The organism is Bacillus sp. 01N45 (assembly GCF_056399205.1).
On the sequence record NZ_JBFTQW010000001.1, the window covers coordinates 339,442 to 354,841 of the forward strand.

The window sequence follows — 15,400 nt, forward strand, 5'->3', positions numbered from 1 at the left end:
GTGGAAAGTATGAAATTATTTCAACCTTCTGAGATAGTAACATCATTGCCTACACAATTTTTTGCTTCACTTGTTGCAAAAGTTAACAAAGTCGTTGCAGATGGTCACGATGTTATTAATCTAGGTCAAGGTAATCCAGATCAACCAACACCGCAGCATATCGTAAAAGCTTTACAAGATGCTGCTGAAAAGACCATTCATCATAAATACCCACCATTTCGCGGACACGAAAGTTTAAAAGAAGCCGTGGCAACATTCTATCAACGCGAATATGATGTAGTAGTAAATCCAAAAACAGAAGTTGCTATTTTGTTTGGTGGAAAAGCTGGATTAGTAGAATTACCACTTTGTTTTACAAACCCTGGTGATACTATTCTCGTTCCAGATCCAGGCTATCCAGATTATTTATCAGGAGTTGCTTTAGCAAAAGCACAATTTGAAACAATGCCGCTTATTGCAGAAAATAATTTTTTACCAGATTATACAAAAATTGATGCCGCTACCGCTAAGCATGCAAAGTTAATGTTTTTAAACTATCCAAATAATCCTACCGGTGCTACTGCATCAAAAGGTTTCTTTGATGAAACCATTCATTTTGCTAATGAACATAATATATTAGTCGTTCATGATTTTGCTTACGGTGCTATTGGATTCGATGGTCAAAAACCTGTTAGTTTCTTGCAAGCAGACGGTGCTAAAAATACAGGTATTGAAATTTACACTCTATCGAAAACTTTCAATATGGCTGGATGGCGCATCGCTTTTGCTGTGGGGAATGAAAGTGTGATTGAGACAATTAACTTATTACAAGATCATATGTATGTTAGTATTTTTGGTGCAGTTCAAGATGCTGCCCGCGAAGCACTATTAAGTTCACAGTCTTGCGTAATAGACCTTGTAAATAGTTACGAATCTCGAAGAAACGCTCTTGTTTCAGCTTGTCACTCAATTGGTTGGAATGTAGACATTCCAACAGGCTCATTCTTTGCATGGCTTCCTGTTCCGAAAGGATATACATCTGAGCAATTTTCTAATATTTTACTAGAAAAAGCACACGTTGCAGTTGCTCCTGGTGTTGGATTTGGTGAACATGGCGAAGGGTATGTCCGTGTTGGTCTCTTGCATACAGAAGATAGATTAAGAGAAGCCATTAATCGAATTGATAAATTAAATTTTTTCAAAAAGTAATTGACAACATGAAAAATATCTGACAAAATTCAGTTATCTTAAAAATTTAAACATTTCTAAATACTTCTTATCAAGAGCAGGTGGAGGGACGAGCCCGACGAAACCCGGCAACCGATCTACAATTGTAGACACGGTGCTAATTCTCGCAGCATTATGCTGACAGATAAGGAGCTGGTTGTAAAAAAACCTCTCCTTAGCTGAGAGGTTTTTTTATTTAACTAGGAGGTTTTAACAATGAGCGGAATTATAGCAACGTATTTAATCCATGATGATTCACATAACTTAGAAAAAAAAGCCGAGCAAATTGCACTCGGTTTAACAATTGGCTCTTGGACTCATTTGCCACACTTATTGCAAGAACAATTAAAACAGCATAAAGGCAACGTCATTCATGTTGAGGAACTAGCTGAACAAGAACATACCAATTCGTATTTACGTAAAAAAGTTAAACGCGGGATTATTAAAATCGAATATCCTTTATTAAACTTCAGTCCGGACTTACCAGCAATTTTAACAACTACATTCGGAAAGCTATCACTTGATGGTGAAGTGAAATTAATCGACTTAACATTTTCAGACGAGTTAAAACAATATTTCCCTGGTCCAAAATTCGGGATAGATGGTATTCGAAATCTTTTACAAGTGCATGAGCGTCCCCTTTTAATGAGTATTTTTAAAGGAATGATTGGACGAAATATTGGGTATTTAAAAACGCAATTACGCGATCAAGCAATTGGTGGTGTAGATATAGTAAAAGATGATGAAATATTATTTGAGAATACATTAACACCACTTACGAAACGCATTGTATCTGGAAAAGAAGTTTTACAATCCGTATATGAAACATACGGACATAAAACGTTATATGCCGTAAATTTAACAGGACGAACTTTTGATTTAAAAGAAAATGCGAAACGCGCAGTGCAAGCTGGGGCAGATATTCTATTATTTAATGTATTTGCTTACGGACTAGATGTACTACAATCACTTGCAGAAGATGATGAAATCCCAGTTCCTATTATGGCACATCCTGCTGTAAGTGGTGCTTATTCATCATCCAAGTTATATGGAGTTTCCTCTCCATTATTACTAGGAAAGCTACTACGTTATGCTGGGGCTGACTTTTCATTATTCCCATCTCCATACGGAAGTGTTGCACTAGAAAAAGAGGAGGCTCTTGCCATCTCAAAACATTTAACTGAAGACGATGCATTTTTCAAGAAGAGTTTTTCTGTTCCGTCTGCTGGTATTCACCCTGGTTTCGTTCCCTTTATTGTACGAGATTTCGGTAAAGATGTTGTTATTAATGCTGGCGGCGGGATACATGGACATCCGAGTGGGGCGCAAGGGGGCGGTAAAGCTTTCCGTACTGCAATTAATGCTACTTTGCAAAATACACCACTCCATGAAGTAGATGACATAAATTTGCATAGTGCACTACAAATATGGGGAAATCCCTCTCATGGGGTGAAATTATGAGTATTCAAGTATTTTGTGATTTCGATGGCACGATTACAAATAATGATAACATTATGTCCATTATGGAAAAATTCGCACCACCAGAAGCCGAAGGAGTAAAGAATAAAATTTTATCACAAGAGCTGTCTATTCAAGAAGGTGTTTCTCAATTATTTCAATTAATACCTACTAGTCTACACGATGATATGATTCAATTTTTAATAAAAACTGCTGAAATCCGTAGTGGTTTTTATGAATTTATACAATTTGTAAATGAAAATAACATTTCTTTTTACGTTATATCAGGTGGAATGGATTTCTTCGTCTATCCACTCTTACAAGGAATCATTCCAAAAGAGCAAATTTACTGTAATGAAACAGACTTTTCAAGTGAATTCATTACAGTTAAGTGGCCTCATCCTTGTGATCATCATTGTCAAAATCATTGCGGATTATGCAAATCATCTTTAATCCGTAAATTAAGTGATACGAATGACTTCCATATTGTGATTGGAGATTCAATTACTGATTTACAAGCTGCGAAACAAGCAGATAAAGTATTCGCTCGTGACTTCCTTATTACAAAGTGTGAAGAGAATTATATTGCTTATACACCGTTTGAAACATTTCACGATGTTCAAACCCAATTAAAACATTTGTTGGAGGTGAAATCATGAAACAACTTTTTCGTCAATGGTATGACTTAAGCGAGATAAAAAAAGAATTAACAACACGAAATTGGTTTCCAGCAACGAGTGGTAATATTTCTATAAAGGTTAGTCATGAGCCACTTACTTTTCTTATTACAGCAAGTGGTAAAGATAAAACAAAAACTACTCCAGATGATTTTCTATTAGTAGATCATCTAGGGGTTCCCGTATTAGAGACTGAATTACGCCCTTCAGCAGAAACAATATTGCATACACATATTTATAACAATACGAATGCTGGGTGCGTACTTCATGTTCATACAACTGATAATAATGTCATCACAAATTTATATAGTGATGCAGTCACCCTTCAAAATCAAGAAATTATTAAAGCTCTCGATATTTGGGAAGAAGGTGCAACAATTCACATTCCTATTATCGAAAACCATGCCCATATCCCAACGCTTGGAGAAAACTTCCGAAAGCACATACAAGGAGATTCGGGAGCAGTATTAATTCGTAACCACGGTATTACCGTATGGGGCCGAGATAGCTTTGATGCAAAGAAAAGATTAGAAGCTTATGAGTTTTTATTCCAATTTCATATAAAACTATTATCAATTCAAGGAGGCGTTTCTAATGGTGCAAATTCGTATTCATGAAGTAAATACTCGCATAGAAAATGAAGTAGAAGTATCTAAATTTCTACAAGAGGAAGGCGTTTTATATGAGAAATGGAACATCTCTAAACTTCCTACTTATTTAAATGAAAATTATTCGTTAACAGATGAAAACAAGGCTGAAATATTAGCTGTGTTTTCAAAAGAAATCGCTGATGTTTCAGCGCGCCGAGGTTATAAAGCACATGATGTAATTTCACTTTCAAATAGCACACCTAACCTTGACGAATTATTAATTAATTTCCAAAAAGAACACCATCATACCGATGATGAAGTTCGCTTTATTGTTAGTGGACATGGCATCTTTGCCATTGAAGGAAAAGATGGCAAATTCTTTGACGTTGAACTTGAGCCAGGCGATCTCATATCTGTTCCAGAAAATGCAAGACACTATTTTACCTTGCAAGATGATCGTCAAGTTGTAGCTATTCGTATTTTTGTTACAACTGAAGGCTGGGTTCCAATTTATTAAGGTAGTTAGTTGAATAAAAGGACTTGGATCCCCTTTTCCAACCTTTTATTCACTCTACATATATACATCCTCCTATGGAACAGGCTTATTTCAAAAAATGAAATAAGCCTGATTTTTTATGTACCTAACTATACGATTCCTTTCGTTCAAAAAAAACAACCTCCCCCTTCTATTTTTTAAGTGTATTTCTGAACACTTTTTGAACATTTATTGAACTTTTTTTGAATTTTTTCTGAAAATTCTGTTTTACGTATGGTATACTACTATTAAATAAAAAGGAAAAGAATATCGCAAACAGAGGGGGATAATCATGAGTTTACTTATCGCACTTATACTAGGGGTTACGTGTGGAGCACTTCCTGTTATTCTAGGAGCTATTATGGAAGAGTTAGAAGTTGGTGTTTTAGGTTTTGTCGCATCTTGTGTAAGCGCTTTATTTTTCGGTTTATTCGGCGCTATTCCTGTTTCAATTCTGTGTGCATTTTATATAGTACGCCATGCTCGTGCAAAACAATTTGGTCCTAATCACATCGCGCAAGTTATTCCATTCCCAATTGAACGATGCCGCCGAGCTTCTAGCTTATAATTATAAAAATTAAATATACCTAAATAAATAAAAGTCCTCAAATGAGGACTTTTATTTATTTTCTTCTAGAAATTGAAACAATTCTTGTAAATGTAGGACATCTTCACTATAGCTAACAGATACGTGACATATACCGTCAATCTCTGCTTGCATATAAAGATCAACCCCATCTCGATCATATTTCAATGCCAAATAAAAATCCATTTCTTCTAACATCTTTTTTGAAGCTCGAATAACATAATGCCCCTTCTCATCTCTTCCATATTCGAATTCCGGCTCAAAATCATATTTTTGTTTAAAAGCTTCTTTTTGTTTTGCACTAATTTGTATACAAGTTGTTCGCTGAACAGTATCAATCATCTCATCAAATTTTTGAAGATCCATCTCATTTACCCCCTTATGTATTTTTTGTATAAAACTTGTGTTCCGCTATTCTCTTCCCCATCTTTCATTAACTCCTCATACAATTCCTTCGCCAAACTTAAACCTGGCACTGGCAATTGCAATTTTTCAGCCTCATCTAAAGCTATCTTCATATCTTTCATAAAATGCTTTACATAAAACCCTGGTTCAAAATCTCCCTTTAACATTCGGGGAGCTAAGTTACTCAATGACCAGCTACCTGCTGCTCCCGTTGAAATACTCTCTAATACTTTATCTGGGTCTAGTCCAGCTTTTTTCGCATAAGCAACAGCTTCACATACTCCAATCATGTTAGAAGCAATCGCAATTTGATTGCACATTTTTGTATGTTGTCCACTTCCAGCTGGTCCTTGCAACTGAATATTTGTCCCTAGTTTTTCAAATAACGGTAAACATTTTTCATATATTTCTTTTTCGCCACCGACCATAATTGCGAGCCTTGCTTCTTTCGCACCAACGTCTCCTCCAGATACAGGCGCATCTAACGTATATACATTCTTACTTTTACCGGTTTCGTTAATACGTTTTGCCAATGTTGGTGTAGATGTCGTGAAATCAATTGCTATCGTGCCTTCATTTGCATTCTCCAAAATTCCATCTATCCCAAAGTATACTTCTTCTACATCATGTGGATACCCAACCATCGTCATTACAACATCAACTTGCTTCACTAACTCTTTCGGTGTATCACACCAATGTGCACCATCTTGCACTAAAGAATCTGTTTTTGCTTTCGTTCTATTATATACATATACTTTATGACCATCTTGCATTAAGTGATAAACCATACTTTTTCCCATTACGCCAATACCAATGAAACCTATTGATAAAGTTTTATGTTCCATTTTCTCATCCCCTTTGTTCTAATAAATCATTTACCATCTTTCGGAACTCTTTATTAAAGTCATCATCCATACTATTTTTCACATTTGAAAATAACATAACAAAAGTTCCTTTTTCTTTATTAAAATTATTGAAAGTGTTCCAACCAGATAATACACCATGATTATGAAAATAATCTGGATATATATAAAAACTAAATGCATATTTCCGTTCTGCTGAAGGTGAAAACATTGCTTGTATACTTTGTTCAGAAAGAAGTTTTCCATTTATAATTGCTTCGTCTAATTTCTTCATATCTCCAACTGTCGTATACATCTCACCACAACCATATAGCCAATCCATGCCTAACTTCTGCGCTGGTACAAGCTCTTGATTTTTTTTCACATAACCCTTTGTAAAATTTTTATCTCCAGGTACCATATTTCCCATACCAGATTCATACATATCTGCTTTTACAAATATGTTTTCTTTTATGTAATCTCCTAAAGGTTTTTTCGATATATGTTCTATTATATAAGCAAGCACCATATAATTATAATCTGTATATCTCCAACCTGTTCCTGCAGGAAATTCTAAATTTTGACGTCCAATCCAATTAATTAACTGTAAACGGGAAGCAGCATTAACATTGCCTTTTGCATGTTCAGGTAAACCAGAGGTATGCGTTAATAAATGATACAGCGTAATATTTTTATTCTCCGGAAATGAAGGAATATATTTATTTACATTATCTTGAATATTCAATTTCCCTTGTTCTTGCAGCTGTAAAATAGATGTGGCAACAACTGTTTTCGTAATAGAACCGATACGATATTTTGTGTGAGGCGTATTTTCTATTTTATTTTGAACATCAGCATACCCATATCCTTTATTCAATATAACATGCTCTTTATCTGTTACCAAAACTGTTCCATTGAATTGCTTTCCGACTAAATATTGATCTAATTTTTGAGATATGCTAACATAATCAATTTGTTGCTCTTCTTTTTCTTCTATATTCCCTTGTACTTCCGTTTCAATAGTAGGATTCACTTTAGTTGTTAATACAGTGTTTTCCTTTATATTGGGGTTAACAAGAAAATAGTATACTCCGCCGCCAACTATAGCAGACAGTGAAGCCATGACCATTACTTTTTTTATCATATTAATCCTCCATAATTCCTTCGCTAAAAATTGTCCCCCTATTCTATTATCAAACAATAAAAAAAAATCGCAACAATTTGTTGCGAAAAATTACATTTTTTCTTTTCTATATACACACACTTGATTTTTTCCATTTTTTTTCGCTTCATATAATGCAATATCCGCTCGTTGCATTAATTCTTCTCTTGTAATCCCTTGTTCATATAACGCAACTCCAAAACTCGCTGTTAATTTCGAAATTCCGGAGAACTGCTTTGTTTCAATGAAAAATCGTAATGATTCCGCAACCTGAAATGCTTCTTTTTCTACTGTGTTAGTTACTAATATAATAAATTCTTCTCCTCCCCACCTTGCAAATACATGTTGCTGCTCCACTTTAGATTTCATAAGCTCTGCAAGCTGAATTAATGCTAAGTCACCAAAATCATGGCCATACGTGTCATTTACTATTTTAAAATTATCTATGTCAAATAAAATAAGTGCTATTTTTTCATCGTTACGCATTGCATTATCCCATTCTGCCTCTAGTATTTGTTGGAACTTCAAACGATTATAAATCTCTGTTAACGAATCTATCATAGCAAGCCTTTCTTGTTCTTGATAGATTTCATCTAATTCTGTAATCTCTGTACACTTCACAATAAATCTTGATAAATCTTCTGGCAGTGGTGTCGCGCGCAATAAAAAAGTTGACACTTCCCCTTCATAATTGGACATCTTAATTCTTCTATCATATGATAATGTATCATCTAACCATGTTATATCGTGAGTTGTTGAATAGTATCCGTTTTCTCTAATAAAATGTTCAGCAAATACTAAATGTTGCTCACGATAGGCAAATAAATTTTCATATCCGAAAAACTCTAAAAAATTTGTATTACAATCAACAATCTCATCGTCTTCTACTATAAATAATAGATCATTTTGAAAATCAAACATCGTTTGAAGTAATTCTTGTTGCAAACTTACTTGCCGCACTAAAGAAAGCTGATACAAACTCTTATTCACTTCCTCTAACACCATTTGTGGAGTCACAGGAGCTATCACAATATTACGTATTCCTAACGTAAGCACCTCTGCAAACTCGCTTGTTATCTGTTGATCCCAAATGACAATAAATGTACTCTGTGGATTATACATATTCTTTATATATTTTATTTGAGAAAACTCTGTTACATACATAATTACAATATGTGGTTTTGTTCTCTGAAACAATAATTCTCCTTCTTCAAAACTATTTGCTATAAACATACATTTTGGATGAATATTTTCTATCGTTTGTTGATGTGTACATCCATTTTCTATATAAAGGACATTTAACTGAAGATCTTGTAATACATTTTGGAAAACCGTATTCTCTAATAAAAAATGTAGTATGTTCATCACTAGTCTTCACTCACTTCATATATCTTGTTCTACTGCATTCCTCACAAACATTTTATAAAAAGACTGTTCTCTAAATACTTTAATGAGTGAGGGATACATATTAACAAGCTAATTGAGAATGCTCTTTTCGCTTTTTCTCTATAAATTCCTTTTCTAGTGTATGATTATAGGAATTGTATCGTTTGTATGAATGCCCTAGCTTCCTCTTTAAAACTTGACAATTAAAATAAAGATATTATATTCTTAAATTCGACAACTTACAAAATGTAAGTAGAATATATTACATGTATTTTTTTATAATTTGATATGTTACTTGGAGGATATATAATGACAAACGACAACTTTTTTAATGTTCTATACGAACGCACATCTACACGTGCATTCAACCCAGAGAAAGAAATTTCATCTACAGAGTTACACGAGATTTTAAAGGGAGCTGCTCAAGCACCTTCTGCTTGGAACTTGCAGCACTGGAAATTCCTTGTATTCCAAGGTGAAGATGTACAGAAACGATTGCATCCAATTGCTTATAACCAGCAACAAATACTTGATGCTTCTGCTGTAGTCGCTATTTTAGGTGATTTAGAAGCTTATAAAAACGTTGAACCAGTTTATGGTCCAATTGTAGAACAAGGATTTATGAAAGAAGAAGCAAAAGAACGCTTAGCTAAAAATATTGAGTCTGCATATGCTCGTGAGCAATTTCCAAGAGATGCAGCCTTTTCAAATGCATCTTTAGCAGCAATGCAACTTATGCTTGCGGCTAAAGCAACTGGCTGGGATACTTGTGCTATTGGTGGTTTCAACCCACAAGCACTTACAGAAGAATTCAATGTTTCATCTCGTTACGTACCAATTATGCTTATTACAATTGGTGAATCAACTTTAAAAGGTCATCCTGCACCACGAATGAGCGTAGAACAAGTGAGTGAATGGGCAAAATAATAAAGTGAAACTATAATCGGTTTTTATGGACAGTTAATCCTCCGCCTAACTTCTTTGCTTTCGCTGAATTTTGAGGTGGGGGGCTTACTGCTCTTTAATACAGAATAAAAAAGAAACGAAGGTAATTTCATTACCTTCGTTTCTTTTTTATCCTGTCACACATCCGTAATATTACAATGTATTATTCGACATCTATACATAAAAAAACAGTAAACTTCATGCTATTCCCATACACATAAATGGCGTTTCGTGTCGAATTTTGTTAAAGTATCGAAATATAACCGTGTGTTTTTGTTACAATTATGATACAATGATAACAAATAGATAACAAGAGAGGGATTTTCATTGAGTTCATACGGAAGCTTTATCGCACTTTTAAGTTACATAGTAACTGTACTGCTGTTATATTTTATTGGCGATGCTACAAACATATCAGTGTTACAATTCCCAAAAGAAGAAGCGTTCAAATTAGACGCAGAAAAACATACTGCAAGATCCATTGCACCACTACTCTTAGCTCTCCCTGTATATATCATCGTTTTATATAAAAGTAAAAAAGTGTAAAGCCTACCTATTTCATTCATTTCGGTGGTCTTTACACTTTTTTGTGATATTTCCCCTATTTTAAACATCATTCCGTACTAAACACCCAGCTAGTCTTTTAAAATGAGAAAATCCCCCAGAAAAAATTCCACTCTCTGTCCAGTCACTCACTACCGAACTTACATAGATTATAAGTGTGAAGGGGGTGATGAGGATTATGTTTGGATCATTTGGATGCTGTGATAACTTTAGAGACTGTCATCATCGTGAAAGAGAGTGCGACCATCGTGACCATCGCGAGAAAGAGAGAGAGGAAGTTAGACCACAACGACCTGCTGTATGTAACGTGCTTGCTAACATTTCAGTTGGAACAGAACTTTCTCTTTTAAGCATTAGAGGTAACGGAACATTCAACAATGTAATTTTTGAAGGTTTCGCTAACGGCGTTGCTCTTTTCTCTGCTTTAGCTCGTAATAACAAAGACGATAAAGATAATAATAAAGACGATAAGAACAATCAAAATCGAAATACTTTTACTGGTATTTTACGTGTATGCCCAACTGATATCGTTGCTATCGCTATCTAATTCCGTTCCTTATCCTCTATAGTAAGAAAATAAGATTTACTTTTCTCATAGAAAAAACCTGAGACCGATTTCAAATCGACTCAGGTTTTTTTATTGATTATATGCTTTTAACTAGTTCAACAACTTCTTCTGCAGTTGACATCATTAATGCTTTTTCTGCTAATGTTTCCATTTCTGCTTTTGACAACTTGCTTAGTTGTGTTCTTGCAGGAAGAATAGATGTTGCACTCATACTGAACTCATCTAAACCTAATCCTAATAATAATGGGATAGCAAGTGAATCTCCCGCCATCTCACCACACATACCAGCCCATTTGCCTTCTTTATGAGCCGCATCGATAACCATTTTTACAAGACGTAAAATAGATGGGTTATATGGTTGGTATAAGTAAGCTACTTGTTCGTTCATACGGTCTGCAGCCATTGTGTATTGGATTAAGTCATTTGTTCCGATAGAGAAGAAATCAACTTCTTTTGCGAATTGATCTGCTAATACTGCTGAAGCTGGGATTTCAACCATCATACCGACTTCAATAGAATCAGAAACAGTTGTACCCGCTTCTACAAGTTTCGCTTTCTCTTCTAATAAGATTGCTTTCGCTTGACGGAACTCATCAAGAGTTGCAATCATTGGGAACATAATTTTTAAGTTACCGTATACGCTAGCACGAAGTAATGCACGAAGTTGTGTGCGGAACACATCTTGCTCATCAAGACATAAGCGAATTGCACGGTATCCTAAGAATGGGTTCATTTCTTTTGGTAAATGTAAGTATGGAAGCTCTTTATCTCCACCGATGTCAAGTGTACGAACAACAACAGGTTGACCTTCTTTTACACCTTCAAGAACTGCTTTATACGCTTCGAACTGCTCTTCTTCTGTTGGAAGATTGTCACGGCCCATGTATAAGAATTCTGTACGGTATAAACCAACGCCTTCTCCGCCATTATCGATAATACCTTGTACATCATTTGGTGTTCCGATATTTGCAACAAGCTCAACGTGATGTCCATCACTTGTTACAGTAGCTTGGTCTTTTAATTTTGCCCATTCAGTTTTTTGCTCTTCAAATTTCGCTTTCTTTTCTTCAAAAGAACGAAGAGTTTCTTCTGATGGATTTACAATTACTTCTCCATCTAAACCGTCGATGATTACGATATCGCCGTTTTGGATTTTCTCCATAACAACTTTCGTACCAACAACTGCAGGAATTTCCATAGAACGAGCCATAATTGCAGAGTGAGATGTACGTCCACCGATATCAGTTGTAAAACCTTTTGCATACTTACGGTTTAACTGAGCTGTATCAGATGGTGTTAAATCTTCAGCAATGATGATTACTTCTTCAGAAATTGTACCAGGGTTTGAGAAGTTAATTCCTAGTAAATGTGCAAGAACGCGTTTTGTTACGTCACGAATGTCCGCAGCACGTTCTTTCATATATTCGTTATCCATGTTTTCAAACATAGAAATAAACATTGATGCAACTTCATCCATTGCAAATTCAGCATTTACTTTTTCACTATTTACTTTATCTTTTACTGGGTTTACTAGTTCTGGATCATTTAACACTAATAAATGTGCTTCAAAGATCGCAGCTTTATCGGCACCCAGCTCAGCAAAAGCATGGTCCTTAATTGCTTCTAATTCAGTTTTTGCTTTCTCAAGCGCAGCGTCTAAGCGTGCAATTTCAGCAGCTTCGTTTGTAATTGATTTCTTTTCGATGTTAAATTCAGGATTCTCAAGTCTGAAAGCCTTTGCAATAGCAATCCCACTTGATGCAGCGATCCCTTGAATGTTAAGAGTCATTATTCTCCTAATCCTTCGTTTTTCATAGTTTCTTCGATAGCTGCTAGTGCTTGAGCTGCATCATCACCATTTGCAGTGATTTTAATTTCTGCGTTTTGTTGAATGCCTAAAGACATAACGCCCATGATTGATTTTAAGTTAACGTTTTTTCCGTTATACTCTAAGTTAATGTCAGAACCAAATTTGCTTGCAGTGTTTACAAGTAGAGTTGCTGGACGAGCATGAATTCCTGAGTCGCTAGTTACTTTAAAGATTTTTTCCATGATAATTTATCTCCTTTAAATTACAGTATTTTTTAGTTGTATAGACGTGAGTACTACATCATCTATTGTATATAATAGGCGATGTTCGGTCAACCACATCGCCTATTATAATTATAAACATTTTGCGTCAAATTCCTACTGAATGTCAATAATAGCGTTTTCGCCCTTCTTAACATTTCCATCTTTTTTCAATTCGACTTGTTGTCCTTGTTGTAAATTCGTAAAGACAATTGGTGTAATGATAGATGGTGCATTTTCTTTTACAAATGCAAGATCTACTTTTAATAATGGTTGTCCTTGTTTCACTTTGTCGCCTTGTGCTACAAGTGCTTCAAAACCTTCACCATTTAATTTTACAGTATCAATACCGAAGTGGATTAAAATTTCTTTTCCGCCTTCAGATTGAATACCAATCGCATGCTTTGTAGGGAATACGTTGACGATCTCACCGTTAACTGGAGAAACTACTGTTCCTTCTGTTGGCTCGATTGCAAATCCGTCTCCCATCATTTTTCCTGAGAATACTTGATCAGGTACTTCTGTAATCGGTAAGATTTTCCCTTCAATTGGTGATACGATTGTTTCGTTTTCATCAACTTGTTTAGGAGTTTCTTCTACCTTTACAGGCTCTTCTTTTTCAACATGAGGTGTACGACCTGACATAATATCATGAATTTGTGATTTTAATGTGTCAGATTTCGGTCCAAAAATAGCTTGAATGTTATTTCCAACTTCAAGTACACCAGCTGCTCCAAGCTCTTTTAAGCGATCTTTGTTTACATTCTTTTGTTCGTTAACTTGAACACGTAAACGAGTAATACAAGCGTCTAAAGAAGCAATGTTTTCTTTACCACCAAGTGCTACTAATACTTCACGTGGAAGTTCTCCTGCTTCTGTTTTACCTGCGCCGTCATTTGCATTTGCTACTTCACGACCAGGTGTTTTTAAATCCCATTTACGGATTGCAAAGCGGAATCCGAAGTAGTAAATAACTGCTAGTACAAGACCAACAATAATTACCCACCACCATGCTGTACGGCCTGGCAGTACACCGAATAACATAAAGTCGATTAAACCACCAGAGAATGTCATACCAATTTTAACACCTAAAATTTGCATTGTCATAAATGATAGACCAGCGAATACTGCGTGAATTCCGAATAGTACTGGTGCTACGAATAAGAATGAAAATTCAAGTGGTTCTGTAATACCTGTTAAGAAAGATGTTAATGCAGCAGAACCTAAAATACCAGCTGCTAATTTTTTATTTTCTGGACGTGCTTCATGGTACATTGCTAATGCTGCTGCTGGAAGACCGAACATCATGAACGGATACTTACCAGTTGTAAATGTACCTGCTGTTAATTCTACACCGTCTTTTAACTGTGCCATAAAGATTTTTTGGTCACCACGGATTAATTCGCCAGCTGCATTTGTATACTGACCGAATTCGAACCAGAACGGTGAATAGAAAATATGATGTAATCCAAATGGAATTAATGAACGTTCAATTAAACCGAATATGAATGCTGCTAATGTTCTATTTGCATCAATCATTTGATGTGAGAACGTATTTAAGCCACCTTGAATGTATGGCCAAATGAAACACATGATTATACCTACTACTAAAGAGAATGTTGCAGTTGCGATCGGTACGAAACGCTTACCTGCGAAGAAACCTAAGTATGATGGTAATTCAATGTTGAAATATTTATTGTAGCAATATGCCGCTACTATACCGACGATAATACCACCAAACACTCCCGTTTGTAGCGTTGGAATTCCTAATACGTTTGCATATGCTGGATCTGTAAATCCAATTTTTACTGGGTCTGCTCCAGAACTTGTTACTTTCACTAGCTTATCTACTTCTAAGAACACACTCATCGTTTTGTTCATAATTAAGTAGCCGACGAACGCTGCTAATCCAGCTACTCCGTCTCCACCAGCTAAACCAATTGCTACCCCAACTGCGAATAATAATGCAAGGTTAGCGAAAATAATATCACCAGATTGTTCCATAATTTTTGCTACCATTACGAACCAATCTGCTTTTAAAGCAGGAATAACATTTGTTAACTGTGGATTTTGAAATGCATTACCAAATCCAAGTAAAATACCTGCTGCCGGTAAAATCGCTACTGGAAGCATTAACGCTTTTCCGACTTTTTGAAGAACACCAAAGATCTTCTTAAACATGGAAACCCTTCCTCTCTTATCTATATTGATACCTTCCGACAAACGCCAAAAAGACATGAGGAAAAAAAGATAGAACGATAGCTATACAAAGGGTAGTATATCCCTTTCTCAAGCTTACATTCCTTGCTTTTCTCCACTCATGCCTGATCGAATCAGTAACACGTGTCAAAAATAGGTTTACGTATAAGTTCACTATAATTAAGGCAAACGTTTTCGTTACTTACC

16 protein-coding genes and 1 riboswitch are annotated in these 15,400 nt (G+C 35.4%); of the genes, 9 read left to right on the forward strand and 7 right to left on the reverse strand.

Features of this window, described 5'->3' with window-relative positions; genetic code table 11:
• Positions 1–9 precede the first annotated feature (9 nt).
• The 6 genes from AC1DMU_RS01680 to AC1DMU_RS01705 all read left to right on the forward strand — a co-directional run bounded on the left by AC1DMU_RS01680 (position 10) and on the right by AC1DMU_RS01705 (position 5,034).
• Complete coding sequence (locus AC1DMU_RS01680) at positions 10–1,188, forward strand: aminotransferase class I/II-fold pyridoxal phosphate-dependent enzyme (protein WP_476941457.1); 1,179 nt, start codon at positions 10–12, stop codon at positions 1,186–1,188.
• Between the two features lie 64 nt (positions 1,189–1,252).
• Positions 1,253–1,358: riboswitch (SAM riboswitch) on the forward strand.
• A 64-nt stretch (positions 1,359–1,422) separates the two neighbouring features.
• Positions 1,423–2,667, forward strand: coding sequence for a 2,3-diketo-5-methylthiopentyl-1-phosphate enolase (gene mtnW, locus AC1DMU_RS01685; RefSeq protein ID WP_087985114.1), 1,245 nt, complete (start codon positions 1,423–1,425; stop codon positions 2,665–2,667).
• Positions 2,664–3,323, forward strand: coding sequence for a 2-hydroxy-3-keto-5-methylthiopentenyl-1-phosphate phosphatase (locus AC1DMU_RS01690; protein WP_088064336.1), 660 nt, complete (start codon positions 2,664–2,666; stop codon positions 3,321–3,323). Before mtnW ends, AC1DMU_RS01690 begins: the two co-directional genes overlap by 4 nt.
• Complete coding sequence (locus AC1DMU_RS01695; protein WP_000811328.1) at positions 3,320–3,958, forward strand: methylthioribulose 1-phosphate dehydratase; 639 nt, start codon at positions 3,320–3,322, stop codon at positions 3,956–3,958. Before AC1DMU_RS01690 ends, AC1DMU_RS01695 begins: the two co-directional genes overlap by 4 nt.
• On the forward strand, positions 3,936–4,448 hold the full coding sequence (locus tag AC1DMU_RS01700) for a 1,2-dihydroxy-3-keto-5-methylthiopentene dioxygenase (protein WP_088064337.1): 513 nt from the start codon (positions 3,936–3,938) through the stop codon (positions 4,446–4,448). Before AC1DMU_RS01695 ends, AC1DMU_RS01700 begins: the two co-directional genes overlap by 23 nt.
• 310 nt (positions 4,449–4,758) lie before the next feature.
• Positions 4,759–5,034: a hypothetical protein gene (locus tag AC1DMU_RS01705; RefSeq protein ID WP_000054671.1), complete on the forward strand. Its 276-nt coding sequence runs from the start codon at positions 4,759–4,761 to the stop codon at positions 5,032–5,034.
• Positions 5,035–5,085: 51 nt separating this feature from the next.
• Here the strand turns inward: AC1DMU_RS01705 and AC1DMU_RS01710 are convergent, their stop codons facing one another.
• The 4 genes from AC1DMU_RS01710 to AC1DMU_RS01725 form a co-directional block, all read right to left on the reverse strand.
• The gene (locus tag AC1DMU_RS01710) at positions 5,086–5,418 is read right to left on the reverse strand and encodes a DUF3909 family protein (protein WP_087985115.1); all 333 of its coding nucleotides are present in this window, start codon (positions 5,416–5,418) and stop codon (positions 5,086–5,088) included.
• A 5-nt stretch (positions 5,419–5,423) separates the two neighbouring features.
• On the reverse strand, positions 5,424–6,302 hold the full coding sequence (locus AC1DMU_RS01715) for an NAD(P)-dependent oxidoreductase (protein ID WP_088064338.1): 879 nt from the start codon (positions 6,300–6,302) through the stop codon (positions 5,424–5,426).
• A gap of 4 nt (positions 6,303–6,306) precedes the next feature.
• The gene (locus AC1DMU_RS01720; RefSeq protein ID WP_141542696.1) at positions 6,307–7,443 is read right to left on the reverse strand and encodes a serine hydrolase domain-containing protein; all 1,137 of its coding nucleotides are present in this window, start codon (positions 7,441–7,443) and stop codon (positions 6,307–6,309) included.
• Between the two features lie 90 nt (positions 7,444–7,533).
• Entirely contained in the window at positions 7,534–8,826 is a 1,293-nt protein-coding gene (locus AC1DMU_RS01725; protein ID WP_142291805.1) for a GGDEF domain-containing protein, read from the reverse strand.
• Between the two features lie 330 nt (positions 8,827–9,156).
• Here AC1DMU_RS01725 and AC1DMU_RS01730 point away from each other — a divergent pair, with 330 nt between their 5' ends.
• The 3 genes from AC1DMU_RS01730 to AC1DMU_RS01740 all read left to right on the forward strand — a co-directional run bounded on the left by AC1DMU_RS01730 (position 9,157) and on the right by AC1DMU_RS01740 (position 10,903).
• Complete coding sequence (locus AC1DMU_RS01730; RefSeq protein WP_000180385.1) at positions 9,157–9,774, forward strand: nitroreductase family protein; 618 nt, start codon at positions 9,157–9,159, stop codon at positions 9,772–9,774.
• A 345-nt stretch (positions 9,775–10,119) separates the two neighbouring features.
• The gene (locus tag AC1DMU_RS01735) at positions 10,120–10,338 is read left to right on the forward strand and encodes a hypothetical protein (protein WP_088064340.1); all 219 of its coding nucleotides are present in this window, start codon (positions 10,120–10,122) and stop codon (positions 10,336–10,338) included.
• 196 nt (positions 10,339–10,534) lie between these two features.
• Positions 10,535–10,903: a DUF3915 domain-containing protein gene (locus tag AC1DMU_RS01740; RefSeq protein ID WP_088064341.1), complete on the forward strand. Its 369-nt coding sequence runs from the start codon at positions 10,535–10,537 to the stop codon at positions 10,901–10,903.
• Between the two features lie 97 nt (positions 10,904–11,000).
• Here the strand turns inward: AC1DMU_RS01740 and ptsP are convergent, their stop codons facing one another.
• The 3 genes from ptsP to ptsG form a co-directional block, all read right to left on the reverse strand.
• Complete coding sequence (ptsP, locus tag AC1DMU_RS01745; RefSeq protein ID WP_000174214.1) at positions 11,001–12,713, reverse strand: phosphoenolpyruvate--protein phosphotransferase; 1,713 nt, start codon at positions 12,711–12,713, stop codon at positions 11,001–11,003.
• Positions 12,713–12,976, reverse strand: a complete 264-nt coding sequence (gene ptsH / locus AC1DMU_RS01750; RefSeq protein ID WP_000411080.1) for a phosphocarrier protein HPr — start codon at positions 12,974–12,976, stop codon at positions 12,713–12,715. The genes ptsP and ptsH overlap by 1 nt, the downstream gene beginning before the upstream one ends.
• A gap of 135 nt (positions 12,977–13,111) precedes the next feature.
• Positions 13,112–15,175 carry a PTS glucose transporter subunit IIABC gene (ptsG, locus tag AC1DMU_RS01755; RefSeq protein WP_000473194.1) on the reverse strand — a complete coding sequence of 688 codons (2,064 nt, stop codon included), beginning with the start codon at positions 15,173–15,175 and terminating at the stop codon, positions 13,112–13,114.
• Positions 15,176–15,400 lie beyond the last annotated feature (225 nt).

Coding starts and splice junctions, on each gene's coding strand:
- AC1DMU_RS01680 (WP_476941457.1), top strand. CDS start 10: ATGAAATTATTTCAACCTTCTGAGATAGTAACATCATTGCCTACACAA.
- mtnW (WP_087985114.1), top strand. CDS start 1,423: ATGAGCGGAATTATAGCAACGTATTTAATCCATGATGATTCACATAAC.
- AC1DMU_RS01690 (WP_088064336.1), top strand. CDS start 2,664: ATGAGTATTCAAGTATTTTGTGATTTCGATGGCACGATTACAAATAAT.
- AC1DMU_RS01695 (WP_000811328.1), top strand. CDS start 3,320: ATGAAACAACTTTTTCGTCAATGGTATGACTTAAGCGAGATAAAAAAA.
- AC1DMU_RS01700 (WP_088064337.1), top strand. CDS start 3,936: ATGGTGCAAATTCGTATTCATGAAGTAAATACTCGCATAGAAAATGAA.
- AC1DMU_RS01705 (WP_000054671.1), top strand. CDS start 4,759: ATGAGTTTACTTATCGCACTTATACTAGGGGTTACGTGTGGAGCACTT.
- AC1DMU_RS01710 (WP_087985115.1), bottom strand. CDS start 5,418: ATGGATCTTCAAAAATTTGATGAGATGATTGATACTGTTCAGCGAACA.
- AC1DMU_RS01715 (WP_088064338.1), bottom strand. CDS start 6,302: ATGGAACATAAAACTTTATCAATAGGTTTCATTGGTATTGGCGTAATG.
- AC1DMU_RS01720 (WP_141542696.1), bottom strand. CDS start 7,443: ATGATAAAAAAAGTAATGGTCATGGCTTCACTGTCTGCTATAGTTGGC.
- AC1DMU_RS01725 (WP_142291805.1), bottom strand. CDS start 8,826: ATGAACATACTACATTTTTTATTAGAGAATACGGTTTTCCAAAATGTA.
- AC1DMU_RS01730 (WP_000180385.1), top strand. CDS start 9,157: ATGACAAACGACAACTTTTTTAATGTTCTATACGAACGCACATCTACA.
- AC1DMU_RS01740 (WP_088064341.1), top strand. CDS start 10,535: ATGTTTGGATCATTTGGATGCTGTGATAACTTTAGAGACTGTCATCAT.
- ptsP (WP_000174214.1), bottom strand. CDS start 12,713: ATGACTCTTAACATTCAAGGGATCGCTGCATCAAGTGGGATTGCTATT.
- ptsH (WP_000411080.1), bottom strand. CDS start 12,976: ATGGAAAAAATCTTTAAAGTAACTAGCGACTCAGGAATTCATGCTCGT.
- ptsG (WP_000473194.1), bottom strand. CDS start 15,175: ATGTTTAAGAAGATCTTTGGTGTTCTTCAAAAAGTCGGAAAAGCGTTA.